The sequence below is a fragment of the Streptomyces sp. NPDC041200 genome (assembly GCF_055591805.1).
In genome coordinates this window covers 634,677-650,488 of record NZ_JBVIZF010000001.1, presented here as the reverse complement: position 1 = coordinate 650,488, position 15,812 = coordinate 634,677, and the positions used below count along the sequence as shown (strand labels likewise).

At 67.0% G+C, this 15,812-nt stretch carries 11 protein-coding genes and 1 tRNA gene; 2 read left to right on the top strand and 10 right to left on the bottom strand.

All coding sequences use genetic code 11. From position 1 onward, the window contains the following. Nucleotides 1-84: 84 nt before the first annotated feature. The 5 genes from thrC to ACZ6CL_RS03100 form a co-directional block, all read right to left on the bottom strand. Complete coding sequence (thrC, locus tag ACZ6CL_RS03120) at nucleotides 85-1,191, bottom strand: threonine synthase (RefSeq protein ID WP_468930455.1); 1,107 nt, start codon at nucleotides 1,189-1,191, stop codon at nucleotides 85-87. A 70-nt stretch (nucleotides 1,192-1,261) separates the two neighbouring features. Beyond that, nucleotides 1,262-2,554 (bottom strand): homoserine dehydrogenase, encoded by a 1,293-nt coding sequence (locus ACZ6CL_RS03115; protein ID WP_468930453.1) that lies wholly within the window; start codon nucleotides 2,552-2,554, stop codon nucleotides 1,262-1,264. A gap of 160 nt (nucleotides 2,555-2,714) precedes the next feature. Next, complete coding sequence (gene lysA / locus ACZ6CL_RS03110; RefSeq protein WP_468930450.1) at nucleotides 2,715-4,106, bottom strand: diaminopimelate decarboxylase; 1,392 nt, start codon at nucleotides 4,104-4,106, stop codon at nucleotides 2,715-2,717. Nucleotides 4,107-4,123: 17 nt separating this feature from the next. After that, nucleotides 4,124-5,032: an ArgS family protein gene (locus ACZ6CL_RS03105; protein ID WP_468930447.1), complete on the bottom strand. Its 909-nt coding sequence runs from the start codon at nucleotides 5,030-5,032 to the stop codon at nucleotides 4,124-4,126. Between the two features lie 114 nt (nucleotides 5,033-5,146). Further along, nucleotides 5,147-5,578: a response regulator gene (locus tag ACZ6CL_RS03100; RefSeq protein WP_468930445.1), complete on the bottom strand. Its 432-nt coding sequence runs from the start codon at nucleotides 5,576-5,578 to the stop codon at nucleotides 5,147-5,149. 227 nt (nucleotides 5,579-5,805) lie between these two features. On the opposite strand from ACZ6CL_RS03100, the gene ACZ6CL_RS03095 reads away from it, so the two are divergent. Next, nucleotides 5,806-5,877, top strand: a tRNA-Arg gene (locus tag ACZ6CL_RS03095). Nucleotides 5,878-6,217: 340 nt separating this feature from the next. On the opposite strand, the gene ACZ6CL_RS03090 is transcribed toward ACZ6CL_RS03095, so the two are convergent. The 3 genes from ACZ6CL_RS03090 to ACZ6CL_RS03080 all read right to left on the bottom strand — a co-directional run bounded on the left by ACZ6CL_RS03090 (nucleotide 6,218) and on the right by ACZ6CL_RS03080 (nucleotide 12,700). Beyond that, nucleotides 6,218-9,814 carry a DEAD/DEAH box helicase family protein gene (locus ACZ6CL_RS03090; RefSeq protein WP_468930443.1) on the bottom strand — a complete coding sequence of 1,199 codons (3,597 nt, stop codon included), beginning with the start codon at nucleotides 9,812-9,814 and terminating at the stop codon, nucleotides 6,218-6,220. A gap of 202 nt (nucleotides 9,815-10,016) precedes the next feature. After that, nucleotides 10,017-11,183, bottom strand: a complete 1,167-nt coding sequence (locus tag ACZ6CL_RS03085) for a restriction endonuclease subunit S (protein ID WP_468930440.1) — start codon at nucleotides 11,181-11,183, stop codon at nucleotides 10,017-10,019. Further along, nucleotides 11,180-12,700 carry a type I restriction-modification system subunit M gene (locus ACZ6CL_RS03080; protein WP_468930438.1) on the bottom strand — a complete coding sequence of 507 codons (1,521 nt, stop codon included), beginning with the start codon at nucleotides 12,698-12,700 and terminating at the stop codon, nucleotides 11,180-11,182. Before ACZ6CL_RS03080 ends, ACZ6CL_RS03085 begins: the two co-directional genes overlap by 4 nt. A gap of 447 nt (nucleotides 12,701-13,147) precedes the next feature. Between ACZ6CL_RS03080 and ACZ6CL_RS03075 the strand changes: the two genes are divergently transcribed. Next, a complete protein-coding gene (locus tag ACZ6CL_RS03075; RefSeq protein ID WP_468930435.1) occupies nucleotides 13,148-14,149 on the top strand; it encodes a DUF3800 domain-containing protein in 1,002 nt (333 codons plus the stop codon). 529 nt (nucleotides 14,150-14,678) lie between these two features. Here the strand turns inward: ACZ6CL_RS03075 and ACZ6CL_RS03070 are convergent. Then, a complete protein-coding gene (locus ACZ6CL_RS03070) occupies nucleotides 14,679-14,873 on the bottom strand; it encodes a DUF397 domain-containing protein (RefSeq protein ID WP_468930433.1) in 195 nt (64 codons plus the stop codon). After that, nucleotides 14,870-15,748: a helix-turn-helix domain-containing protein gene (locus ACZ6CL_RS03065; RefSeq protein ID WP_468930431.1), complete on the bottom strand. Its 879-nt coding sequence runs from the start codon at nucleotides 15,746-15,748 to the stop codon at nucleotides 14,870-14,872. The genes ACZ6CL_RS03070 and ACZ6CL_RS03065 overlap by 4 nt, the downstream gene beginning before the upstream one ends. Nucleotides 15,749-15,812: the final 64 nt, after the last annotated feature.

Here is a 15,812-nt window from a genome sequence, read left to right as displayed (position 1 = left end):
ATCTACGGGCCGGGCCGGGGTGCCGTCGTCGCACCCCGACCCGCCTCGCGCGTTACGCCGTTGCGCCGTTACGTCGTTGCGCCGTTACGCCAGTCCGAGCCGTACGGCCGCCGCGTCGGCGTCCACCGGCACGATGACCGGCTGCGGGGCGCCCGCGACCGCCCAGTCCGGGTCCTTCAGGCCGTTGCCGGTCACCGTGCACACGATGCGCTGGCCCGGGTCGACCTTGCCCTCCTCGGCCGCCTTCAGCAGTCCGGCCACGCTCGCCGCGGAGGCGGGCTCGACGAAGACGCCCTCCTGGGAGGCGAGCATCCGGTAGGCGGCGAGGATCTGACGGTCGGTCACCTCGTCGATGAAGCCGCCCGACTCGTCCCGCGCCCGCTCGGCCTGCGTCCAGGAGGCCGGGTTGCCGATCCGGATCGCGGTGGCGATGGTGGCCGGCTCCTTGACCGGCTCACCGCGCACGAAGGGCGCGGAGCCCGCCGCCTGGAAGCCCCACATCCGGGGGGTGCGGGAGGACGGGCCGCCCTCGGCCGCGTACTCCTGGTAGCCCTTCCAGTAGGCGGTGATGTTGCCCGCGTTCCCGACCGGCAGGACGTGGATGTCGGGCGCGTCGCCGAGCATGTCGACGATCTCGAAGGCCGCGGTCTTCTGCCCCTCGATGCGGGCCGGGTTGACCGAATTGACCAGCGCCACCGGGTACTTCTCGGAGAGTCCGCGCGCGAGCGTCAGACAGTCGTCGAAGTTTCCGTCGACCTGGAGGATCTTCGCGCCGTGCACCAGCGCCTGGCCCATCTTGCCCAGCGCGATCTTGCCCTGCGGGACCAGCACCGCGCAGACCATCCCGGCCCGCACGGCGTACGCCGCCGCCGAGGCCGAGGTGTTTCCGGTGGAGGCGCAGATGACGGCCTTGGCGCCCGCCTCCTTGGCCGCGCTGATGGCCATCGTCATCCCGCGGTCCTTGAAGGACCCGGTGGGGTTGGCGCCCTCGACCTTGAGGTGGACCTCGCAGCCGGTGCGCTCGGAGAGCACCTGCGCGGGCACGAGGGGCGTCCCGCCCTCGCGGAGGGTGACGACGGGGCTCGACTCGCCGACCGGGAGCCGGTCGCGGTACTCCTCGATGATGCCCCGCCATCCGTGCCACTGGCGGGTGCCGGACATTCGAGGCCCGGCGTCAGCAATTGCGTTCATGATTTCCCTTTTTCTCCGCTCGCCCTCTACTCGGCCTCTGCTCCGCCTCTGTCGGCCTGCTACCGGCCCGCTACTCGCCCTCGACCCGCATGATGCTCGCGACATCGCGGACGGTGTCGAGCTGGCGCAGTGTCTCGACGGTCGCCGAGAGCGCGGCATCGCTCGCGCGGTGGGTCACGACGACGAGGGACGCCTCGCCGTCCTTACCCTGCTGCCGGACCGTATCGATCGACACGCCGTGTTCGGCGAAGACTGTCGCGACCTGGGCGAGGACACCCGGTTTGTCGGCGACGTCGAGGCTGATGTGGTACCGCGTGACGACCTGCCCCATGGGGCTCACGGGCAGCTGGCTGTACGCGGACTCGCCCGGCCCGGCGGTGCCCGCCAGCTTGTTGCGGCAGGCCGCGACCAGGTCCCCGAGGACCGCCGAGGCGGTCGGCGAACCGCCCGCGCCCGGCCCGTAGAACATCAGCTGACCGGCCGCGTCGGCCTCCACGAAGACCGCGTTGTACGCCTCGCGGACCGAGGCCAGCGGATGGGCCAGCGGAATCATCGCCGGATGCACCCGCGCGGTCACCGACCGGCCGTCCGCGGCCCGCTCGCAGATCGCGAGCAGCTTGACGGTGCACCCCATGCGCTTGGCGGACGCGATGTCTGCCGCGGTCACCTCGGTGATGCCCTCACGGTGCACATCATCGAGCGTGACCCGGGTGTGGAAGGCGATCCCGGCCAGGATCGCGGCCTTGGCGGCGGCGTCGAAGCCCTCGACGTCGGCGGTCGGGTCGGCCTCGGCGTACCCGAGGGCGGTGGCCTCGTCCAGCGCCTCGGAATACCCGGCTCCGCTGCCGTCCATCCGGTCGAGGATGAAGTTCGTGGTGCCGTTGACGATGCCGAGGACGCGGTTGATGTTGTCGCCCGCGAGCGACTCGCGCAGCGGCCGCACCAGCGGAATCGCGCCCGCGACCGCCGCCTCGTAGTAGAGGTCCGCGCCGCGCTCCTGGGCGGCGGCGTGCAGCGCCGCGCCGTCCTTGGCGACCAGCGCCTTGTTGGCCGACACCACGCTCGCACCGTGCTCGAAGGCGGTGGTGATCAGCGAGCGGGCGGGCTCGATGCCGCCGATGACCTCGACGACCACGTCGATGTCCCCGCGCTTGACCAGGGCGGTGGCGTCGGTGGTCACCAGCTCGGGCGGCACGCCCTCACGGACCCGGCCCGGGCGGCGCACGGCGATCCCGGCCAGCTCGACCGGGGCGCCGATGCGCGCCGCGAGGTCGTCCGCGTGCGTCGTCATGATGCGCGTCACCTCTGAGCCGACGACTCCACAGCCCAGCAGCGCCACTTTCAGCGGACGCGTACGCATCATCCGACCTCGCTTCTCATCCATCTAGGTGGTGCACCAGTCTCTTGCACTGGTCGGGGTTTCCCGCCCCGGGTCCAGTATCCGAGATTTACTTCTCGCTAACCGACATCGCTAACCGACATCGCCAGCGAACATCACCGAACCGGCATCGCTGCCGAGATCGCTAGCCGACATCGAGGCGAAGGAGGTCCTCCTCCGTCTCCCGCCGGACGATTTCCCGCGCCTGACCGTCCCGGACGGCGACGACCGGCGGCCGCAGCGCATGGTTGTAGTTGCTGGCCATCGAGCGGCAGTACGCGCCGGTGGCCGGGACGGCGAGCAGATCGCCGGGCGCCAGATCGGCGGGCAGGAAGGCGTCCCGTACGACGATGTCGCCCGACTCGCAGTGCTTGCCGACCACCCGGGACACCATCGGCTCGGCCGTCGACGACCGGGAGACCAGCGCGACCGAGTACTCCGCATCGTAGAGCGCCGTACGGATGTTGTCGGACATGCCCCCGTCGACGCTGACGTACGTACGCAGCCCTGGCAGCTCCTTGACCGTACCCACTTCGTACAGGGTGAAAGCGGTCGGCCCGACGATCGCCCGCCCCGGCTCGACGGACAGCCGCGGCACCGAGAGCCCGGCACTCGCGCACTCCCGGGTGACGATCTCCCGCAGCGCCTTGGCGATGTCGTGCGGCTCACTCGGGTCGTCGTCCGGCGTGTACGCGATGCCGAGACCGCCGCCGAGGTCGATCTCGGGCAGCTCGACCCCGTGCTCGTCCCGGACCTCCTTGAGCAGCCCGACGACGCGGTGGGCGGCCACCTCGAAGCCCGAGGTGTCGAAGATCTGCGACCCGATGTGCGAGTGGACGCCGATCAGCTCGATCCCATCGAGCTTCAGCGCCCGCCGCACCGCCTCGGCGGCCAGCCCGCCCGCGAGCGGAATGCCGAACTTCTGGTCCTCGTGCGCGGTCGCGATGAACTCGTGCGTATGCGCCTCGACACCGACCGTGACCCGGATCTGGACCGGCTGCCGCTTGCCGAGCCCCTGCGCGATGTGCGCGACGCGGACGATCTCCTGGAAGGAGTCGAGCACAATGCGCCCGACCCCTGCCTCGACCGCCCTCTGAATCTCCCTGCTGCTCTTGTTGTTCCCATGCAGGGCGATCCGCTCGGCGGGCATCCCGGCCGCGAGCGCGGTGGCCAGCTCCCCCTCGGAGCAGACGTCGAGGTTCAGCCCCTCCTCGTGCAGCCAGCGCACAACGGCGCGGGACAGGAACGCCTTCCCGGCGTAGAACACGTCCGCGTCGTCCCCGAACGCCTCCCGCCAGGCCCGGCAGCGGGCGCGGAAGTCGTCCTCGTCGAGGAAGTACGCGGGCGTCCCGAACTGCTCGGCGAGCGTCCCGACGTCGATCCCGCCGACGGTGACGACGCCCTGGGCGTTCCGTGTCACGGTGCGGGACCAGACCCGGGCATCGAGCTGATTGAGATCGGCGGGCGGCGCGGCGTAGTGCCCCTCGGGCAGAACATCGGCGTGACGGGGCCCGGCGGGGTGGGCGGAACGGCTCATGCTGTCTCTCTCATTGATCAAATGCGTTCTGGAGCGCTGATGCCAAGCAGGCGGAGACCATTGGCGAGCACGATGCCGGTGGCCTCGGCGAGACGTTTTCGCCGCGTACCAGGAAGGAAGGCATCAGCAGTGGCAACGAGGTGCCGCGCAACCCGATCGGGCGCGCGGTGCCGGGCGGCGGCCTCGACGGCACGGGGAAAGTCCCCCAGCAACCCCAGCAGCGCCGCGTCGTCGGCACCCTCTACGCCGTCATCGACGGACCGATGAGCGAGAGCATGCGCGTACCGCACCCGGAAGAGCGGATTCCCCTCCCGCTGCGACAGCAGGTGCGCGGGATCCAGATCGGGAACATCATGCGCGGCAGGCCGCAACAGTGCCCACCGAGCGGCATCGCCGCCAAGCCGAGTAAGCAGCTCCCGGCCGTCGACCCCGGCACCGCGCACGGAAATAACCTCCCCGCCGACCTCTACGGCAGCGGTTCCCCCACACCCCTCAACAAGCCCAGCAACCACATGCAGCACCAGCGCGGCCCGCACCTCATCGGCGGGCGCGAAGCGTGAGTGCACCCCAGCGAGCCCGTCCCCCAGCCCGTACGCATCCCCCTGCTCCAGCACGACCCCGACCATCTGCTCATGGGAGTGCGCATCAAGGGTGATGTTCAAGAACCCAGGCCCGGCGATATCCACAGCGGCGATCCCGGGCGTACCGACGAGCCGCCGCCGCAGCACCTCGGCGATCCGCGCGGCAGCTCCCTCACCACGCCCCCGAGCAAGCTGCAACGCGACATTCGTGGCGTAATCCCCGCACCCGGGCCGCGGCGGGGTCCGCACCTTCACCCGCTCCGGCACGGCGACGCACAGCTCGTCGGCCTCGACGGCGCGACGCACGGTGTGCAGCACAGTGCGGGAGAGCTGGGCGGGTGTCACGGCACCAGCGTATGGGAGGAGGGGGGTGCCTCCGCGAACCGGTTTCGCCCCTCGGACGAACGCCCCCCACCTCACCCTTCAGACCGGCGCCCACCGACCAACCCACGACCTCGGCTAGCCGGTGGGCCCCACAGCCGGCTCAGCATCACCGGGCGCCGCCGCCCCAGCAGCCCCTTCACGCATCAGCCGCCCCACGAGCTTCACCAGCTCAGCGGGCTCGAAGGGTTTCGCCAGAAAGGCATCCACCCCCAGCGCCCGCCCCCGGTCCACCTCCACCTGCGTACTCGCACTGATCATCGCCACCGGCAACTGCCGGGTGCGCGCATCAGCACGCAACCTGGACGCCGTCTGCAGCCCGTCCAGTCTGGGCATCACGACATCGAGAGTGATCACATCGGGCCGCACCTGGTGAACGATCTCCAGGCACTCGGCACCATCGGCCGCGGTCACGACCTCGAGACCCTCCAGCTCGAGGTTGACCCTGATCAGCTGCCGGATGACCTTGTTGTCGTCGACGACAAGGACCCGGCCGGACAAGCCAGGCACACCCTGAAGAGTAGGCGCGCCCCCGCCCCCGCGTCCGCGTTTTGCCCACTTCCACCCCGTCCGAGGGACCTTCCCTCCACTCCCCTGCACCCCACCCACTCCATGCGCTATACCCCCTCCGCTCCCCGCCGCGCCTCCCTCCCCCTCTCCCGATAAACGTTCATGACCACCCTCAGCGAGCTGGTAGTGTTCTACTCGTCGCAGCGAGACAGCAGCGACGGGCGCAAGCCCCCGTAGCTCAGGGGATAGAGCAACGGCCTCCGGAGCCGTGTGCGCAGGTTCGAATCCTGCCGGGGGCACCTCGCAGAAGGTGCCAGCAGACCCCGCCATCAGCCCAGCGGCTGAGTGCGGGGTCTTCGCGTATGTGCAGGCGTATGCAGCGCTGGGTGGCCCCAGGACGGGGTCTGTGGACTATTCATGAACAGGTACTTGGGACATTCTCCCTGACCAGGCCCCGCGTTTCCCAAGTACCCGTCAGCCGGCGTCCGGCCACCGCTCAGAGGGCGGGAGGCGGCTCCGGCCCGTCCCGTTCCGCCTGCCGCGCTTTCTCCCCTCTCAGGACTAGCCAGCAACGGCCATAGATCTGGCAGTGGCTGTGCCGGGCAGCTCCCTAACTGCTTGATCGCCGCGGCGCCGAGCCTAGGCCGCCAAGGTAGTGGGCCTGGCTGTCCGCTCCAGTTTGTTGAAGATAACCTTGAGTTGTTCGAGTTCGTCACCTGTGAACAGGTCGTTCGGACCGCCGGGAGCGAGGTCGGCGAACGAATCCTCGTAGAGGTCCCCCAGGCTCAGGATTCCGCGCCTGACGACCGTGTCGATGATCAGCGTCAGGAAGTCGAGCTGGCGGGAGCTTAGCTGCTTGACGGTGCAGAAGGCCTCGAACGCCTTCTGCGCCGCCTGCCGGTCCAGCCCGCACAACCCGCGGACGAACAGGCCGAGGCCGCCAGAGGACCGCACCTCGTCGAGGTCCTCCGGGGAGGCGATGGCTTCTGCAAGGAAGATCTCCTCCAAGTCCGAGAGATCGAGCTCGGTGATCTGCTCGTTGAGACGCAGTTTGCGCACCACCGGCTGGTCCTCGTGGCGCAAGAGGTAAGCCCGGGCCTTCTGCTTGAAGCGCTGCTCGTCCGTGCCCTGGGGCATCCCCTGGATCTCTGCCTCGGTGATGTCGCCGAGCGTGTCGGCGAAGTCGGTGTAGACAACGTTCCGCTTGACCTTGGGGTCGGTGAGGCGGGCCAGTCGGCGCATACGGCGTCGCATGTCCTCCAACAGCGGGAGCGTGACGCCGTCCCACCATTCGTCGCCCGCCACCGCTTCCAGCAGCTCGGCCTGTTCGCCGACCGCCGGGATGTTGGTCTTGGTGAGCAGGTTGGAAGCGATGTCCTGGATCTTCGTGCGCAGCTTGGCGAACTCCTTGCCGCCTTCCAGCGCGGCGAGCTGGAGACCGTACGCCATCAGGTCGAACCGCTTGGCCTCCTCGCCCGTCTCCTCGTCGTCCGGGCGGAACTCGCTGGGCAATCCGAGCAGGTGGTCACGGATCGCGGTGTCCGCGTCGTCGTCCACCCGGTGCCAGCTGCCGAAGTCACTGAAGACCTCGATCTCCCGGCGGTGCGGGCGGACCAGGAAGTTGTCCAGGTTCATGCAGGTGACGGTGTGGTGCAGCCGGTGGGCCAACGACCAGCGGATCTCCGCCTCGGTGCCGATCGCGTCGGGGCCGGCGTCCCGTGCCGGATCGGGCTGTTGCCGCTTGTCCAGTACCCGTACGAGGTCGAGCTGGCGCTGGAGGAGCTTTTCAGCGAGGGTGACGGCCCTGCGTCCCTCCGACCGATCGAGCTGGCTGTTGAAGAAGTCGATGTTGCCGCAGAAGTCGAAGACGTAAAAGTTCTGCTTTCTGTGCTCGGGGTTGTCGGGGTCGGGGCCATAAAGGGCGGGACGCAGACGGGTACCGCGGCCGATCATCTGCCAGAACTTGGTCTTGGAGAAGACGGGCTTGGCGAAGACCAGGTTCACCACCTCGGGCACGTCGATGCCGGTGTCGAGCATGTCGACGGAGATGGCGATGTCGGGGGCGCTCGGCGGGTTCTTCGGGTTGGAGAAGTCGTCGATGAGGGACTGGGCGTACGTTTCCTTGTACGTGATCACGCGCGCCGTGTGGCCGGCACCCTGCGGGTAATTCGCGTTGTAGCGCTTCTCGATGTACCGGGCGTGGTCGTTGTTCTTCGCGAAAATGATCGTCTTACCGAGCCGGTCGCCGCCCTCGACGCGGTGTCCGCGCGTCATCAGCGTCTCCAACATCTTGTCCACAGTGTCCTCGTTGAAGAGGAACTTGTTCATCTCGTGCCGACCCACCGCGTCCGGGATGTCGCCGTCCTCGGTCCACTCCTTGGCGTCCCACTCGGCCTTCTCCTCCTCCGAGAGGTCGTCGTACCGAATACCCTGCTCCATGAACTTCAGCGGTACCTTCACCGACTTGGGGAGGACGAGGTACCCCTCGGCGGCGGCTTCGTGGAGGTCGTAGGAGTCGGTCGGGACCCCGTCCTCCATGGCGAACAGCTTGTACGTGTTGTAGTCGATCTCATCCTTGGGCGTGGCGGTCAGACCAAGCAGCAGTGAGTCGAAGTAGCGGAACAGCTCGCCATACTTCGCGTACACGGAGCGGTGCGCCTCGTCGATGACGATCAGGTCGAAGTAGCCGGGACCGAAACGCCGGCGGCCCGCACCGTCAGTGACGTCGATCTGCTTCACCATCGTCTGATACGTGGAGAGGTAGACGCGGGCCGAGGCGGCCTTGTCGTCGAGGAGGCTGACCGCGGGGGTGTTCGGCAGGTTCTCCTTGAACGCCTTCATCGCCTGGGTGACCAGCGCCTGCCGGTCGGCGAGGAACAGCACCCGCTGCGCCCAGCCCGCCTTCATCAGCTGGTCCACGAGGGCCACGGTGGTACGGGTTTTGCCGGTGCCGGTCGCCATGACGAGCAGCGCCTGACGATCCCGGTCCCGTTCGAAGGCCTCGCCCACTCGCTTGATAGCGCGGAGCTGGTAGGGGCGGCCAGCGATCTTCTCGTTCACCGGCGTGGCCGTGAGGGAGAGGCGTCCGGCGCGCTGGCGGATGTGCCAGTGCAGCTCGTCCTTGGTGAAGAAGCCCTGCACCTGGCGGGGCGGGTAGCCGAGGCCGTCATCCCAGAGGTAGGTCTCGTACCCGTTAGTGTAGAAGATCACCGGGCGGCGGTTGAACTGTTCCTGGAGCGCGTCGGCGTACAGCTTCGCCTGCTGCTGCCCGTCGCGGGCGTCCCGCTGGGTCCGTTTGGCCTCGACGACGGCGAGGGGCTTGCCGTCGTCGCCCCAGAGCACGTAGTCGACAAACCCCTTGCCCGTCTTGGTGGGCATCCCGGTTGCTATCGGGTACTCGGTGTCCTTGCCCCGGGTGAGGAGGTCCCAGCCCGCTTCCTTGAGGAGCAGGTCGATGAAGGCGTCCCGGGTCGTCTTCTCGTCGTAGTCATGGGTGTCCCGCACGGCCTGGTTGGCGGCCTTGGCCGCGGCGATCTGCGCCTTGAGCTCTTCGAGCTGCCGGGCGAGGTCCGCGTTCTGGGCCCGCTCGGCAGCGAGCTGCTCCGCCTGCTCCTTGAAGCGTGCCTCGTCCTCCGCTTCCTTGGCCTTGAGCTCGGCCTGCTTCAGCGCACGGGCTTGGGGGGAGAGAGGGCGCGGTACGGCGCTGGTGTCGAACTCCAACCCGGCGGGCGGCAGAACCGAAGCCTGGCGGGTGTAGGTGCGGGCGAACCAGTAGAGGGAGTGGAACAGCTCCTTGACGCTGGCCTCGGCGACGGTCTTCGGAACCGGGGCGGCCTTGTGCACGGCGTTGTTGCCGTGCCGACGGATGAGGTCCATCTTGGCGTTGACCGTCGGCCCGACGAGCTGCCGGAAGCTCGGCTCGTGGAGCATCGCCGCGAGGTCCTTCTTGTAGGGCTCACTGAGGCTGCTGTCCTTGTCGTACATCCAGCGCGCTGTGACCTCGATGGCACGTCGTGCGTAGAAACAGGCGGCACGGGGGTCGTGGTGGATCAACCGCTCGGCGCGGATCGCCTCGTCGTAGAGGGCGGGCCACTCGGCGCGGAGGAAGGCGAAGTTGCCACCTGCGGTACGGCCAACGTTGTCGGCTGCGTCGCGATCGCGGGTGTTTTTGCCGTAGTCGGCCTGGCCCTGGCCGTCGCTGTTCTGGCTGCTCTGATCGTTCTGGTCGCTACCCATGCGGTGCGGTGTCCCTCTCCCCTGTGGCGGCCCTGCCGAACGGGCCCGGGGCTCGGCGTCCCCCGGCCCGCACGAGGCCGACATATCCGGCTGTCTGCTATGGCAGAACCGCCCGGGGCCAGGCTCCCCTGCCCGGCCGCACGGGCGGCGTGTGGTGCTGGTGGTGCGGTCGGTGCTGCGCACCGGGTACGGCGGGAGCGGCTTACGCGGCTTCGCCGGGGGCTTCGTGATCCCAGAGAGTGCCAGAGAAGGCACGGTGCTGGAGGGAGGTAAAGAATTCATTGAGGGTGGCGAGGTGGGCGCGGTGAGGTTCCTTGGCCGCTTCGACCTGCGTGATCGCCGCTGCGAATCGCTTCTGTTCAGCCAACGGGGGGATGAGAATCTTCATACCCTGAACCTCTTTAGCGTTGATGTTTGCCATGCCGACGATGCTCTTACTCATCGAGCGCAGCACCCGCTTCGCATATCGACTGTTCAGGAAAGCCGCCAGGTACTCTGGATGATTTTCCTCACTCACCCGAAGGCGCACCAAGTAGCCTGCGTAGGCGACTTCTTCGGCGAGCCGGTAGATAGCCGTCTTACCGACCAGTTCAGCACTATTTGTCCTGTTGAACAGCACGTCCCCCGCTCGAACCAGGTGCTTTTCTGGCGCCTGCTCTTTCGGCAAGTACTTCAAATCACGCATGTCAACGTCACCAGAGGCTCTGACGTTGTTCATGCGAAGGACCGGAATGTCACCCTCCACGTCCGCTTTGGCCGAACTTCCGTAGTTCGCAGAGATCAGCAAGTCGCCAACCTTCCCCACAGGCCAGCCCAATGGGTTACGAGCAGGGTCGCCGAACATGTCGAGGAAGATGGACTGGGTCAGATCGTCGAGAAGGGCGATGGCCTCTCGGCGCTTGGCGCGGAGGGTGTCGACCTGGTCGAGAACGGCAGCGATGCGCTTCTGTTGGGCCACGGGCGGTAGAGGAATCTCCATCTCACCAATGTCGTTGCGATTGACTTGCAGGAATGTAGCCCCCCGCCCTTTTGCCGCCAGCTCACCCTTACTGAAACCGAGCCACTGCCACAAATAGCGGTGGTCCAACCCCGTCATCGGTCTCAGGCCGGCTACACCTCGACCGAGACAGTAACGGCCGTTGGATAGGGCCTTGTCGCCGATCGACGCTCGGATCCCAAGGATCACATCCCCTTCGTCTGAAATCTTCCCAGGCGCCGTCGTAAACTTCTTCGATGCGATTCCCCCTTCGTTGAAATCACCTGCTCCCGCGATAAGCGGGTACCCGCGCCCGTCCGTATTGTACGAGTCGCCTGGAGGCGCTTGCCCCATGGTGATTAGGCAAACCGAGTCGAGCCGCTGCGCACTCACGCCAGCATCCCCTTCAGCTCCGCCGTCCCCTTGACGATCTCCTCGTTCAGTTGCTCCAGATCTGCCAGGATTTCCTTCGGCGTCCGCGTCACGATTTCCTCGTGGACGATCTCCTTGTAGCGGTTCAGGGACAGCTCGTAGCCCTGGGCAGCGATGTCCACCTTGGGTACGCAGAAGCTCTGTTCGGTCCTCGCCCGGTCCCTCTCCGTGCCGTCTCGTTCCTGCCAGCGGGCCAAGACGTCCGGGAGGTTGTTCTTCAAAAGTTCGTCCGGCGTCAGCGGGTCGCCCTGCGGGCGGACGCCCAGGCGCTCCTCCGGAAGCAGCGGGTTGCGCTTGTCGTCCAGGCTCAGGCCGTCCGCCCGCACGTCGTAGAACCAGACGTGCTCCGTGCCGCCCGAGTCCGTCTTCGTGAAGAACAGAATCGCCGTCGACACACCGGCGTACGGCTTGAAGACCCCGCTCGGGAGCTTGACCACCGCTTGGAGTTGCTGTTCCTCCACCAGGATGCGGCGCAGCTCCTTGTGCGCCTTGGTCGAGCCGAACAGCACCCCGTCAGGGACGATGACGGCCGCCCGGCCACCAGGCTTCAGGAGTCGCAAGAACAGGGCCAGGAACAGCAGTTCCGTCTTCCTCGTCTTGACGATGCGCTGGAGGTCCACCGCCGTGGACTCGTAGTCCAGGCTCCCAGCGAAGGGCGGGTTCGCGAGGATCAAGGAGTAGCGCTCGGCCTCGCCGGCCGCGCTCTCCGCAAGCGAGTCACGGTGCCGGATGTCCGGGTTCTCCACGCCGTGAAGCAACATGTTCATGGAGCCGATGCGGAGCATCGTGTTGTCGAAGTCGAAGCCATGGAACGTCTTCTCATTGAAGCGCTTGCGCTGCTCGACACCCAGGAGCGCCTCGCGGTGCACCCGCTGCATGTACGACGCCGCCTGCACCAGGAAGCCGGCCGTGCCGCACGCCGGGTCACAGATCTCGTCGCGCGGCCCCGGCTGGGTCATCTCGACCATCAGGTCGATAATGTGGCGCGGAGTGCGGAACTGGCCGTTCTGGCCAGCCGTGGCGATCTTCGCGAGCAGGTACTCGTAGATGTCGCCCTTGGTGTCGCTGCTGTCCATGGAGATGTGGTCGAGCAGGTCGACGACCTTTGCCAGCAGGTTAGGCCCCGGGATCGTGAACCGGGCTCCCTTCATGTGGTGAGAGTACGTCGATTCGTCCCCGCCCATGCGGCGCAGGTACGGGAAGACGCCGTCGGCGACAATCCCGTACATGATCTCGGGGTCCTTGACTTTGAAGTTCTGCCAGCGCAGATCTTGCTGGTCGTCCGAGAAGAAGGGGTCCGGATCGGGCTTGCCCGTTGCGGTCGCCTTGCGGTCCTTGCGCGTCTGGATCTCGTCCAGCCGCTTGATGAAGAGGAGATACGTGATCTGCTCCATCACCTCCAGCGGATTGGCGATGCCGCCGGACCAGAACGCGTCCCAGACACGCCCCACCTTGCTCTTCAGTTCGCCCGTAATCACACGGAGGATCCTACGACCCCCGAGCCCCAGGACGCATCGGCTTGCGGTCTCTGAGACAGCCCGACCTGACCCTTCAGACGTCGACCTCCGCATGGACCGCCATGCCCGCCCCGGTACGCGCGGCCATCACCCACCGGCTCGCCAAAGCCGGATGTACAGGTCACGGCTCGACTCCGCGTTCGGCTCAGGCAGCAGCGAGGACGACTCCGGCGGCACGCGGCCGTCCCGAGAACAGCTGCTGCGGTGAGGAGACCTACCAGCCCACCGGGCAGTGGGACACTGCTGCCACGCCACTTGGTCAGCTTTCCTAGGCCCGGCCCCCGCGGCGCCGACCGAAAGCTGACTCGCCGGTCGACCGTATGTGACGTCTCGCTTGACCGTCCGTAGCCGTCTTGGCAGGATCGGGCTCAGCAAGCAAAACACCGCGCATATGACTGCGCAGACCCTGTGGCCGTCCCTTCGGGGGCGGCCACAGACGTGTTTCCGGGAGGTTCGGTGCATCTGTGCTACATCGACGAGGCGGGCAATGGGCAGACGCTCGACCCTGCGAGACCTGACGCTCCTCCGGTGCTCGTCGTCGGCGGATTCACCGTGCCCCGAGCCCAGGTCAGGCCACTCACCTGGGCTTTCCTCGACGTCAAGAAGCACTACCGGCCACAGCTACGGAACGCGGAACAGCTTTCTGAGGTGATCCAGCACGAGATCAAGGGCGCGGACGTCCGTAAGAACCTCCGGGTCGGCAACCACAACTGGCGGCGTGCGGCCATGGAGCTGGTGGCTTCACTGCTCGAGATACTGGAGGCCCATGAGACCCGCATCCTCGCCCGTGTATGGATCAAGGAGGAGGGACTGGCGTTCGACGAGTCCGGGGTTTATCCCGCCTCCGTCGCCGCGCTGAACGAGACCTTCCAAGCCCAGCTCGCCCACGAACACTCGCGCGGCATGATGATGCTCGACAGCCGCACGAAGGTGAAGAACGCACCCAACGTGCACTGTGTGACCACGCGTAAGTACCGTACGGGCGGCGACAGCCTGCGCGGAATCATCGAGTCACCGGTTTTCGGTCACAGCGACACGCACACTCTTCTCCAGCTTGCGGATCTCTTGGTCTCGTCACTGCTGTTCCCCATCGCCTGTCACGCTTACCTCAACGACGTCAGGTGGAACGTGCACTGCGACGATGCTTACGAGCCGCTGCGAGAGGAGTTCGGCGCAAGGCTCAGGAAGTTGCAGTTCCGGTACCAGGACCCCGTAGGCAAGTGGCGCGGCGGGATCGTCGTATCGGATCGGAGGACCCAGCAGTCGTCCAGCCTGATGTTCGGACCTAAGAAGACGGTCACCGTGCCGACTACTGCGATCCCGGGACAGCCGGGAGCGCCAGCCTCGAAGCGGCCCGAGGCCGAGCCGAACGCCGGTCTGCCCCTTCTCCCGCAGTGGGACGAAATGTGACAGGGGCGGTTACGTCGCCGCGAGCCCAACCAGCGCCGCGTCGTGTTCCGCCCTGACGACCCGGGGTGTTGCTCTGATCAGAGCAACGCTCATACGCATGCTGCGAGCTGTGGACTACCACGGACCCATACTCGCCTAACAGCCGCCTATAGGGCTGTGGCCTGCGACGATGTCTGGAAGGCAATCCCCCTCAGCGTGCGCAAGTTCGAATCCTGCCGGGGGCACCTCGCAAAAGGTGTCAGCAGACCCCGCCCTCAGCCCAGCCGCTGACAGTGAGGTCTTTGCGTGTGCCACCAGCTCCCTTCTGCGGATCTTCCTGAACGGTGCCCGCCGAGCCCTCTCGCTGGCATGACGGGGAAACGTCCAGAACTGCGCGCGACCTTCGTCCGGGGGCTGTCGCCCCTGGAGCAGCTGATTCTCCTCCCGGACGCAGGGGAGCATGCTTCTTTGTTGCCCTTCGCTCTTGAAGCAAGGAGGTTGAGCGCTGTTCGAACCACACGGCTCAAAGTGGAGGTCCCGGACTCGTGCGTCAGGGTCGCGTCGCGAAGGGCACGAACGTTGCCCAGGTCTGCTGGGGGAAGACGAGGTGGGGCCTTGTTGGCTCCTTGGAGTCCCGCACGTGCACAGCTTCGGGTGTGGTGGCGACCTCCACACACGCACCGCCCTCGTTGCCGCTGTAGCTGCTCTTGAACCAAGCGAGTCGCGCGGAATCCTCAGTGCTCATCGTTGCGTCTGCATCCTCTCGATCAGCTCCAAGGACTCACGTGGCGTGAGTGCCTGGGCCCTGATGGTGCCGTAGCGTGCGGCCAGGATACGGACCTCTTCGGCATCCGTCGCCAGTCGCGCGTGGTTCTGAGCCTCCATGTATCCGACCTGCGGTTTTCCCTTGGGGGTCAGCAGGATGAAGGGCCCGCCCATCCCGGCGTGCTCCGTGCGCTCCAGCGGCATCACCTGAAGTTCGACGTTGCGCAGCCGGCCCAGCCGGAGCAACTGGTCCAGCTGCTCGTTGTGTACCTCCCAGCCGCCGAGTGGCCTCCGCAGTACGGCCTCCTCCACAACAGCGGTCACCATCGGTGGGGGCCAGCGGGTCAGGATCTTCTGTCGATCGAGGCGAGAGGCCACTCGTTGCTCGATGGTCTCCTCGTCCAGCAACGGCTTTCGCATCTCGTACAGGGCCCACGCACGGCGTTCGGTCTGGAAGAGGCCGGGGATGTCGTGGCTGCTGTAATCGTTGATCTCGACAGCCTGCGCCTCCAGGCGGGCGTAGTCCCTGAACCAGGCTGGATGCCGGACTCGTGCCTTCGCCTTCGCCTGGGCGATGTCCTCCTTCAGAACGCTCAACAATCCGCCCGCGCCGAGAAGTTCGTCTGCGGCGTCCAGGAACTCCGGCTGCGGTGTCCGGCGCCCACGCTCCAGCGACGCGATCTGGTCCTCGCTATAGCCGAGCCGGTCACCGAGTTCCTTCTGCGTCCAGCCCGCGCGTTCGCGAAGCAGCTTGATCTGCTTTCCCACGGCACGGTTGAGGTCCGCCCAGCTGTCCGTGTCCTCCTGTGGTTCAGGCCGCCGTTCCCCAACTCGGCCGATACCCGTATCCGTCACCCGAGTCACCACCCCGTGTCGTACGCCCGTACGGTCACGCCCGCCGCCCCTGACAGGCAGCCGA

Bases quoted from the DNA above. Each gene is read 5' to 3' on its own strand.
- thrC (WP_468930455.1), bottom strand. From the start codon at position 1,191: ATGAACGCAATTGCTGACGCCGGGCCTCGAATGTCCGGCACCCGCCAG.
- ACZ6CL_RS03115 (WP_468930453.1), bottom strand. From the start codon at position 2,554: ATGATGCGTACGCGTCCGCTGAAAGTGGCGCTGCTGGGCTGTGGAGTC.
- lysA (WP_468930450.1), bottom strand. From the start codon at position 4,106: ATGAGCCGTTCCGCCCACCCCGCCGGGCCCCGTCACGCCGATGTTCTG.
- ACZ6CL_RS03090 (WP_468930443.1), bottom strand. From the start codon at position 9,814: ATGGGTAGCGACCAGAACGATCAGAGCAGCCAGAACAGCGACGGCCAG.
- ACZ6CL_RS03070 (WP_468930433.1), bottom strand. From the start codon at position 14,873: ATGAGCACTGAGGATTCCGCGCGACTCGCTTGGTTCAAGAGCAGCTAC.